The sequence below is a fragment of the Arthrobacter sp. FW306-06-A genome, assembly GCF_021870055.1.
Lineage (GTDB): Bacteria > Actinomycetota > Actinomycetes > Actinomycetales > Micrococcaceae > Arthrobacter.
The window spans coordinates 34,231-43,303 of record NZ_CP084555.1; the positions used below are offsets into that span (position 1 = coordinate 34,231).

Below are 9,073 nucleotides of genomic sequence, written 5' to 3' on the forward strand. Positions count from 1 at the left end.
CATGGCGGCTATCGAGAACACGTACCGGGAACCGACCTACGGCAACTGGAGGCGGCCGCGCAAGGCTGGCATCGGAACGCTGGGCGGGCTCGCTACAGCGGGCCTGTTCATCGGTCTCATCATCACCGTGATCTGCTTCTTCGTCGGTGGCTGGCTCGCCGGCCTGATTGCCCTGCTCGTCCTTGGGCTGGCGTTGGCCGTCGTTTCGGTAACGGACAAGCACAACAAGTCCGTAGGGGAGCGGGCTTTCGCCCGACTGGCGTTCCGCTCGGCACGACGTAAGAAGGCGAACATCTACCGTTCCGGCCCTCTGGGGTTGACGCCCTGGGGCGAGTTCCAGCTGCCGGGGATCTCTGCCGGCTCGAAGCTCTACGAGTTCGCGGACTCCTACGGCCGGCCGTTTGCGTTGATCCACCTCCCGTCCACCGCCCACTACACGGTGGTCTTCGGCACCCAGCCCGATGGTGCGTCCCTGGTTGATCCCGAGCAGGTGGACGCATGGGTGGCCAACTGGGGCGGCTGGCTGGCGTCACTGTCGAATGAGCCAGCCGTCGTAGCCGCGTCCGTCACGGTTGAAACCGCGCCCGATTCCGGGGCGCGGTTGCGCCGGGAAGTGGAGTCGAACATCCACGAGGATGCTCCGGCTATAGCCAAGGCCATGCTGCGGGAAGCCCTTGAGACGTACCCGCAGGGATCTGCCACGATTCGGGCATGGGTCGCGCTGACGTTCAGTGCTGCCGCTCGGTCCGGTGGCAAGCGCCGCACGGCGGAAGAGATCGCCAAGGATCTTGCTTCGCGCCTTCCTGGCCTGACCGAACGCTTGGAATCCACCGGGGCCGGTGCCTGCGCGCCCTTAAATGCTCAGGAGCTGTGCGAGGTCGTACGGGTCGCTTATGATCCGGCGGCCGCCCGTCTCATTGACGAAGCCCACTACCAGGGCACTCCGGTTGATCTGACATGGGGTGACGTCGGGCCGTCCGCACATCAGGCCGGGTGGGATACCTACCGCCACGACTCAGGGCACTCGGTGTCCTGGACGATGACCGGAGCACCGCGCGGCCACGTGCTGGCTTCCGTGCTCGCCCGTCTCGTGGCCCCGCACGGGGAGATCGACCGCAAGCGTGTCACGTTGCTGTACCGGCCCATCGAGTCAGGCCGCGCTGCTGCCATTGTGGAGTCTGACCAGACGAGCGCCCTGACCCGGGCCTCGTCGACCAACCGGCCTACTGCTCGCGCTCTGGTGGACGCCCGCGCCGCTCAGGCCACCGCAGCGGAAGAGGCCAAAGGGGCCGGCCTGGTCAATTTCGGCCTGATCGTCACGGCCACGGTGCTTTCCTCGCGTGACCTAGATGACGCCGTAGCCGTTGTGGAGGGCAATCTCGGCCCATCCGCCCGTCTGCTGCTGCGCCGCGTCTACGGCTCCCAGGATTCGGCCTTCGCCGCGTCCCTGCCGCTTGGCCTGGTCCTGCCCAAGCACTTGAAGGTGCCCGAAGAGATCCGCGAGGCCATGTGATGTTCGGCAGCAAGACCAAGCACAAGCGCACTCCCGCCGGCACCCGAACTCTGCCGGCCGCCGTCGTTCGCCGGCCAGGCCTTCGGGGCTGGCGTGGACGCGGGCAGGGCGAAGCCGTATATGTCACGGCCGCCGACGAGTGGCGCGGCACCTCCGTCCAGGTCTGCGGGCTGTGGCCCTTCGTGGGCGGCAGCGGTACCCCCATTGTGGGCGTGCCGATCGGTGTCCACACCGACACCGGAGCGCCCTTCGGGGGAGATCCGATCAGCTGGTTCATGCACGGGATGATCAACAACCCGTCGATGTTCGTCCTCGGACTGCCGCACTACGGCAAGTCCACGCTGGTCCGGCACATCGTCCTGGGTCTTGCCGGTCGGGGGATCAACCCGTTGATCCTGGGCGATTTGAAGCCCGACTATGTTGATCTCATCCGTGCGCTGGACGGCCAGGTCATCAGCCTGGGGCCGGGCCGTGGCCATCTCAATGTCTTGGACCCTGGCGAAGCCACGGGCGCAGCTGTCCGGCTGCTCGCCTCGGCCGAAGAACACCGGGCAAAAGCCAACCGGGCCACGGACCAGGAAGTGGCCGCGCAGCTGCTCGCTGCAGCTGTGAAGGCGGAGAAGCTGGCCGAACAGCTCATGGCGGACTCGCACAACCGGCGCCTGAACATGATCACGGCGCTGATCACGATTGTGCGCAACGCCAAACCCAGCGCGCACGAGGAATCTCTGATCGACCGCGCACTGCACATCCTGGACGAGCGCCTGGACCGGGTGCCCCTGATCGGGGATCTGATCGAGGTCATCAAGGATGCTCCCAACGAGCTGCGGGCGATTGCCCTTGACCGTGGCGACATGAGCCGATACTTGGACGCGACGGACCAGCTGCGCCAGTCGCTGTACTCGCTGGACGGCTCAGGCCGCTTCTCGGACATGTTTTCCCAGCCCACCGATCAGCCGATGGACCTCACCAAGCCGGTCGTCTTCGACCTCTCGGGGATCTCCGACACGCAGCGGGACATTCAGGCAGCCTCGCTGCTAGCTTGCTGGTCAACCGGGTTCGCCACCGTCCAGGTGGCGCACACCCTGGCCGACGCCGGCCTGGAGCCGCGCCGCAACTACTTCGTCGTCATGGACGAGCTGTGGCGGGCGCTGCGCTCCGGTGAAGGCATGGTGGACCGCGTTGACTCGCTGACGCGGCTCAACCGAACCGAGGGCGTTGGCCAGGCCATGATCACGCACACCATGAGTGACCTGGAAGCCCTGCCAACCGAGTCCGAGCGGATGAAGGCCCGCGGCTTTGTGGAACGCTCCGGCATGGTCGTCTGTGGGGCACTGCCCGGCGGCGAGATGGAGAAGCTAAACAAGGCCGTCACGCTCTCGCGTGCCGAGCAGGCCCGTCTCATCTCCTGGGCCGATCCGGGGTCGTGGACAGACGTCGGCGGCTCGCGCAAGCGCGTCCGTCCTGGCCTGGGAAAGTTCCTCTTCAAAGTCGGCGGCCGCCCGGGTGTCCCGGTGGCGCTCAAGCTGACAAGCGTTGAGGAATCCCTGCACGACACGAACAAGCGCTGGCACGACGAAGGGGAAAACTGATGGGTGCACCAAACGGCGGCAAGCGGTCCCAGCTCACAGGTGAGACGATCCTGCTCTGGATCTTCATCACCGTAGTGGTGCTTGGGGTCGGCTCGGTGACCGGAGCCGTTCACCTAGGGTCGATGATTGCCGGCGACGGCCAGAAGCTGCCGGCCAACCCCTTTGAACTGGTCTTCGGCCTGTTCGCACACAAGGTCACGTGGCCGGCGGCCGCCACAGGCGTTCTGATCGCCATCGGCGTCGTGATCGTGGCCATGGCAGTCCTGGTGGTGCGGGCCGTGCTACGCCGCCGTTCCAGGCGTTCCCGCGTGGACGTCGCCGCCCAGCACATGGCCAAGGGCCGGGATCTGCGCGCGCTGAGCCTGCGAGGGGCGACGGCAACGGCCGAGCGCCTGGGCGTCAAAGGATCGCCCGGTGTCCCTATCGGCAAAACGGTCCTGGGCGGGCAGATGGTCTACGGCTCCTGGGAAGACATGCACGTCGACGTGTGGGGGCCTCGGACTGGTAAAACGACCTCCCGGGCCATCCCGGCAATCCTGGCCGCCCCGGGGGCTGCCTTGGTGACCTCAAACAAGCGGGACATCGTTGACGGCACGCGCGACGTCCGGGCCGCCGATGGGCCGGTTTGGGTCTTCGATCCCCAGGCGGTCGCGCTCGAGGAACCCACCTGGTGGTGGAACCCTCTCAGCTACGTCACGGACGAAGTGCGGGCGGCCCGCCTGGCTGACCACTTCGCCGCCGGCTCCCGTGGCCCGGATGCCAAAACGGATGCCTATTTCGATCCTGCCGGCCAGGATCTCCTGGCCGGCCTCCTGCTCGCCGCGGCTCTGGACGGCCGACCGATCACGCAGGTTCATACCTGGCTGACCAGGCCGGCGGACGACGAAGCGGTGGACATTCTCAAGGCCCGCGGATTCCTCCAGACCTCCAACGCTGTCGGCGGCGTCGTCAACGCGCCCGAGAAGCAGCGCGGCGGCGTGTACGGTACGGCGCTGCAAATGGCATCGTGCCTCACCAACCGTCAGGTCGCCCGGTGGGTGACTCCACAGGGCGAAAACGACGAGCGGCCGCAGTTCGATCCCGCAGAGTTCGTCCGGTCCAAGGGCACGCTGTACAGCCTCTCCAAAGAGGGCAAGGGCACCGCCGGCCCGCTGGTGACGGCGCTGACCGTGGCCACGGTCGAGGCCGCCGAAGAGCTGGCCGTTTACTCTCCTGGCGGCCGGCTGGCCACGCCCATGATCGGTGTCCTAGACGAAGCGGCCAACGTCTGCCGGTGGCGTGAGCTGCCGAACCTGTACAGCCACTACGGATCTCGGGGCATCGTTCTGATGACCATCCTCCAGTCCTGGTCCCAGGGCGTGGAGGTTTGGGGCCGTGATGGGATGCGCAAGCTGTGGAGCGCAGCCAATATCAAGGTCTACGGCGGCGGCGTGGCCGAAGCTGAGTTCCTGAACGAGCTCGCGCAGCTGGTGGGGGAGTACCGTTACTCCAACATGACCAAAAGCCGGTCCAAACAGGGGACTTCCTACAGCCACGACGATGACCGCAAGGAACGCACCCTCGACGTTTCGGACCTTGCCTCGTTCCCTCGGGGCCGTGCAATTATGTTCGCCTCCGGTACCCCCGCTGCACTTCTGGAAACGGTGCCTTGGATGAGCGGCCCGCATGCAGAAGCAGTGCGGGCGTCAATCGCTGCGCACGATCCGGCCAACCGCCCGACGTCCCCTGCCGGCAACCGCTGGATCACTGCGGGTGCCTCCGATGAGTGAGGGACTGGGGGAGTGGGACGACGAGCTGGAGGACTCCGGAGCTGATGCCACCGAGCCGGCTGAGGACGACGCGGCCGCGCCTGAGTTGTTCTATCCGAACGTCGCGGAGTTCGTCAGCGACAAGCTGGCCACCACCTACCGCCGGCAGCTCAACGTACAAGGCGGAGTGACCTGGTGCCCGCAGTGGTGGAAACACGCGGAAGCGATCAGCCGCTTGGAAGCACTCTGGCGGGCCTGGGAGTTTCTGCGTCTGGACGGAACCACGGGAATGAGCGTGTGGTGGCGCGACCATGCAGACCATCACATGTCCGTGCTGCTCTCAGCTGATGGGCCATTCAAGGGCTGCAGCCCGGACGACGGACACCGCTCCAAACTCTCCCCGCTGCCCTGTGAGGAGCCTCCTGCAGGGCTGTTCTAGCCTCGCTTCTATCGAACGGGGATTCTATGTGGAGCACGAGAACTTCTCCTCCGGAGATGTCAGATTTGGCCGCCGTGCTTTCGGTAAAGCTCCACCAGGTTCATGCCAGCGTCGAGGTCGGCAAGGACAGCTTCGCGAACCTCAGCGAGATGCAACGGTATCGCGCGGCTCTTCTTGTCCGTTGCGTCGTATGCGATTGGGTAAATGGCTTTGAATTTAGCGCCGTGCTTTTCCGCATACGCAATCAGGCCGCGCAGCTTGTCGGACGAGTCTGGTAGGTGGTGCCCATGCGGATCGATGATGACAGGCCAAAGCTTCGAGCCTTTGCCTGTTTCTTCCTTTCGCAAAACAATGAAATCTGGGTACATCCCCGCGTAAGTCTTCTTACTGTCCTTCACCGTTTCGTACGGTATGCAGAGGGATTTCTCACCCCCACGAGGGGTATTCCGGTACCAGGCAACTGTGTCATCCCGAGCAATCTCGGCCCGGATAATCTTGTCCTCCCAAGGGCTCAGTTTGGTATAGAAGGTTCCATCCCTAGCGCCCGGGTCGGAGAAGATGTGCTTCGTGTATCGGTTCTCGGGCGACTGGCGGAGCTTTGAGAGAGCGTCCTCACTGTTACCGCTGTCGGAGAGATCAGTGCTAATCGAATTCGGGATAACGATCTTGCCCTCTGAAGGGCGACGAGTCTCTCCAATGAGCTTCTGGAACTCTTTGCGCCACTTTTCCCCGAGCTCGCTGATCCGCAACTTGAACCTGTCCAGCCACTCGTCCACGAGCTGCTCAGCACGGGCTTCAACCAAGGGGGCGATCTCCGGCATGGAACCCAGCGCTGCAATCCTAATCTTCGCGTCGAGCACATCGGAGTCCTCGTCGGAGGTCTGCGCTTTCCAGTACGAGTCTGCTAGACCGTCCCGGAGGTGAAGGCGGCTGACCTCCTTGAATACCCCATCGATGTTGTGCTCGTCGAGGCGGACGTTGCGTTTCTGCGCTTCGAGGTCGCCAACGAGCTCCTGGCCGTCAGTGGTGAAAACCTTGGACCCTACTACAACGGTCGCAATCGCCTCGACACGCTTGTCCAGCTCCTCGGCCTTGGTCTTCGCTAGCCCATCAAGAAACGCGTGCAGCTGATTATCCGCGGCCTTCTTGGCCTCGGGTTGGAGCTTACTACCGGAGAGCAACGCTGCCAGCTTGTGAAGGCGCGCTATGTGTGACCCCTTCGCTGGCCGGTTCGGGATAGTGTACGTGGGCATCGATTCCAGGGCAGCAATCAGTGATTTCGGCCGTTTCGGCGAGGTTTGCTTCTGGGGCAAACTAGGGCTGGGCAAAGCCTGCCCAGGTAGGTCAGCAGCGGTCGCAGGCAGAGCCTCCGCCTCAGCCGGGTTAGAGTCTTTGTCCGGCCTACGAGCCTCCGTGGCTGGGCCCTTATTAGGAGTGGTTTCCGGTGCCGGCGGGACATCGGTCGCACTAGGGACAAAAGCATTCCCCCCAATAGCACGGTCAACTTGCTCTGTCGTTGCGTGTCCGGCTTTGACTTCGTTTCTGACCTGCTCCAGCTCGACTTCAGGCTCAGTGTCGAGGTCCCCGATAAGCAGGTCTTCGTTGAATGCGTTGTTTACCGTAACGGTTACGACCGACGGAAGTGCCTCTGTTCCCTCGGGTCCCTCGTTAAAGAAGCCAGCAACTTTGCTCACCTGCTTACCGTTGAAGTTCGGGAGAACACAGTAGACACCGTTTAGAGACTCGTCCGACATGATCCGACGAGCAAGCGGCTGGCGGACGATGCGCCCTATCAGCTGAGCAATGTAAGTCGGTTCCTCCGCTGTGCGGAATGAAATCAAGACCTCAGCGCGGGGACAGTCCCATCCAGTCGTGATCGCATCTTTGGCAAAGACGACCCGTACGTCGCTCTGCGATTCGACCAGATGGGGTTCGATGTAGTTGATGTTGCCGTGGATCGTATTGCGCGTTGTGTGTTCGCCGAAGACATTCACCATGTTCTTCATCTCGATCCCAGGCCACTCCTCCCTCACGATCCCAGCAAGTGTGCCGAGCTGGTCGTCACTGGCGCCATTCTCGACCTGCACCACGAGCACTGGCTTGACCGGCTTTTCGAGTCCCTCTTGCAGGCTGTAAGTCACCCATCTGTTCTCGTAGTCCTTCACGCGCTGCACGGCGAGGCGCATGAGCGTTGTGTCTGCCTCTACGGAGCCGGCTTCGTGGGGAGAAAACAGGACCACCTTGTCCTTGATGATCCCGGAGTCTTTAACGTCCTGTACATTCACCGTGACTGTGGAGACGATGCGGCTCGACTCGTGGTTGGAAAAGTTCAACCGCATGGACGTTTCGAACCGCTGCGCAGTGGCAGAAATACCAATGACCACGGGGACGCGCTCATGGCCGTACTCCGGAGTGCCGTCGATGATCTTCGCGACTGTTGTCGGGGCGTCGCGATTGAGCTGGGTTCCGCGGTGAGCCTCGTCAATAATTACGATGAAATCCTTGCCAAGCTTCTTGACGGTGTTCGCGATGGTTTCCCAGATCGGATATGACTGGGTGTCCGAATTGTTCGCGAGCCTCGTTGTACTGGAAGCCGCTTGAGTGTTCATGAAGTACAGGGCGCGTCGTTCAAACGTCTCTTGGTCGAACGAGCCGGACTCGATCAATGTTGTCGTGAACCATTGATCCGAGGCTACGAGCATCTTCTGGAGCGTCTGCTGGTTCAGCGATTTGTCGTCGGTTACCCAGAGCACGGTGCGACCCTCAGACTCGTCGAGGATATCTGACTCGCCCAGGAGGTGTTCCATCACGGCAGTGGCAATAACGGTTTTGCCTGCGCCAGTAGGCGCCGCGAGGATAAGAGCGCTGTGCTCGGGGTACGGTCCGGCGAACCCGGCCTGCCGCTGCCGGATCTGGTGAACCAGCTTCTCGACAGCCTCTCGTTGGTAGTCGAAAAGCTCGTAGCGCATGTGGTCATTCCCCCATCAGGAACATCTGGCCGGATTGATTTTGCATCGTATCTTGATCAGCCCCGGTTAATTTCGAACGAACGCAGGTAGCTGGAGTACAAGCGTTCAGCGGTGTCTTGGAGACGGCTTGGAAGGGCCGCCACAATGGTACGAAAATCGGCCTCAGAGTCGGTCACAATGAAGACTCGATGGATACCCGCGTGTAGGGCCTCGATCGCGAGCCCCGCGGCGTCCGTATCGAAGATGATCGCGTAGGTCGCATCTGTAGGGGCCGACAACCCAGTTGGGTCGATCTTGTCGATTATTTCTCCGGTGCCACCTGCTTTTAGCCATATCAGTGGGGCAACCGCTTCGAACTTCCGTCCTAGAGCCACCAAGTTCTCGTCCTCGTAGGTAACCTCCAGGAAGACCGCAGACTGGTCTTCCACAGCCTCCAGCACCTTTTCTAAACGCGGTTTCGTGACGCCATGGAATACGCCCTGCGCTTCATACTCTTCATCACCAGGCTCAAGCCCCCGGCGACGGAGCTGCGAGTCATCCTTTCGACTCACTTCATTGTTCGTGATCAGGATGCACTGGCGGTGACCACCGTCGTCGGAATTCATGTCGATCACTGCGTGAGCTGTAGTTCCAGAGCCTCCGAAAAAGTCCAGAATAACGGCGTCGGGGTTGTTGTTAGCCCAACGGATGAGTTGCTTGATCAGACGGACGGGCTTTTTCCCGTTGTTGAACGCGACTCCTCCTTCCCGCGACACATTGCCCATGTCCTGATGGAAGCCCTTCCAGAGGTCGCCTCGAATCACTGTGCGGCC

At 62.5% G+C, this 9,073-nt stretch carries 6 protein-coding genes; 4 read left to right on the top strand and 2 right to left on the bottom strand.

Annotated elements, in window-relative coordinates; translation table 11 throughout:
- The first annotated feature begins 1 nt into the window (after nt 1).
- The 4 genes from LFT49_RS22565 to LFT49_RS22580 are packed head-to-tail and all read left to right on the top strand — an operon-like array spanning nt 2 to nt 5,292.
- Nucleotides 2-1,513: an SCO6880 family protein gene (locus tag LFT49_RS22565; protein ID WP_237430814.1), complete on the top strand. Its 1,512-nt coding sequence runs from the start codon at nt 2-4 to the stop codon at nt 1,511-1,513.
- Nucleotides 1,513-3,105 (top strand): ATP/GTP-binding protein, encoded by a 1,593-nt coding sequence (locus LFT49_RS22570; RefSeq protein ID WP_237430809.1) that lies wholly within the window; start codon nt 1,513-1,515, stop codon nt 3,103-3,105. Before LFT49_RS22565 ends, LFT49_RS22570 begins: the two co-directional genes overlap by 1 nt.
- Nucleotides 3,105-4,874: a type IV secretory system conjugative DNA transfer family protein gene (locus LFT49_RS22575; RefSeq protein ID WP_237430810.1), complete on the top strand. Its 1,770-nt coding sequence runs from the start codon at nt 3,105-3,107 to the stop codon at nt 4,872-4,874. The genes LFT49_RS22570 and LFT49_RS22575 overlap by 1 nt, the downstream gene beginning before the upstream one ends.
- Nucleotides 4,867-5,292 carry a DUF4913 domain-containing protein gene (locus LFT49_RS22580; protein WP_237430811.1) on the top strand — a complete coding sequence of 142 codons (426 nt, stop codon included), beginning with the start codon at nt 4,867-4,869 and terminating at the stop codon, nt 5,290-5,292. The genes LFT49_RS22575 and LFT49_RS22580 overlap by 8 nt, the downstream gene beginning before the upstream one ends.
- 59 nt (nt 5,293-5,351) lie before the next feature.
- Here LFT49_RS22580 and LFT49_RS22585 read toward each other — a convergent pair whose 3' ends face one another.
- A complete protein-coding gene (locus LFT49_RS22585) occupies nt 5,352-8,261 on the bottom strand; it encodes a DEAD/DEAH box helicase family protein (protein WP_237430812.1) in 2,910 nt (969 codons plus the stop codon).
- A 56-nt stretch (nt 8,262-8,317) separates the two neighbouring features.
- Nucleotides 8,318-9,073, bottom strand: a 756-nt coding sequence (locus LFT49_RS22590; RefSeq protein WP_272912579.1) for a DNA methyltransferase, incomplete at its 5' end; no start/stop codon positions are given.

Excerpts from the sequence above, each read along its gene's own strand:
- LFT49_RS22565 (WP_237430814.1), top strand. The coding sequence starts at position 2 with ATGGCGGCTATCGAGAACACGTACCGGGAACCGACCTACGGCAACTGG.
- LFT49_RS22570 (WP_237430809.1), top strand. The coding sequence starts at position 1,513 with ATGTTCGGCAGCAAGACCAAGCACAAGCGCACTCCCGCCGGCACCCGA.
- LFT49_RS22575 (WP_237430810.1), top strand. The coding sequence starts at position 3,105 with ATGGGTGCACCAAACGGCGGCAAGCGGTCCCAGCTCACAGGTGAGACG.
- LFT49_RS22580 (WP_237430811.1), top strand. The coding sequence starts at position 4,867 with ATGAGTGAGGGACTGGGGGAGTGGGACGACGAGCTGGAGGACTCCGGA.
- LFT49_RS22585 (WP_237430812.1), bottom strand. The coding sequence starts at position 8,261 with ATGCGCTACGAGCTTTTCGACTACCAACGAGAGGCTGTCGAGAAGCTG.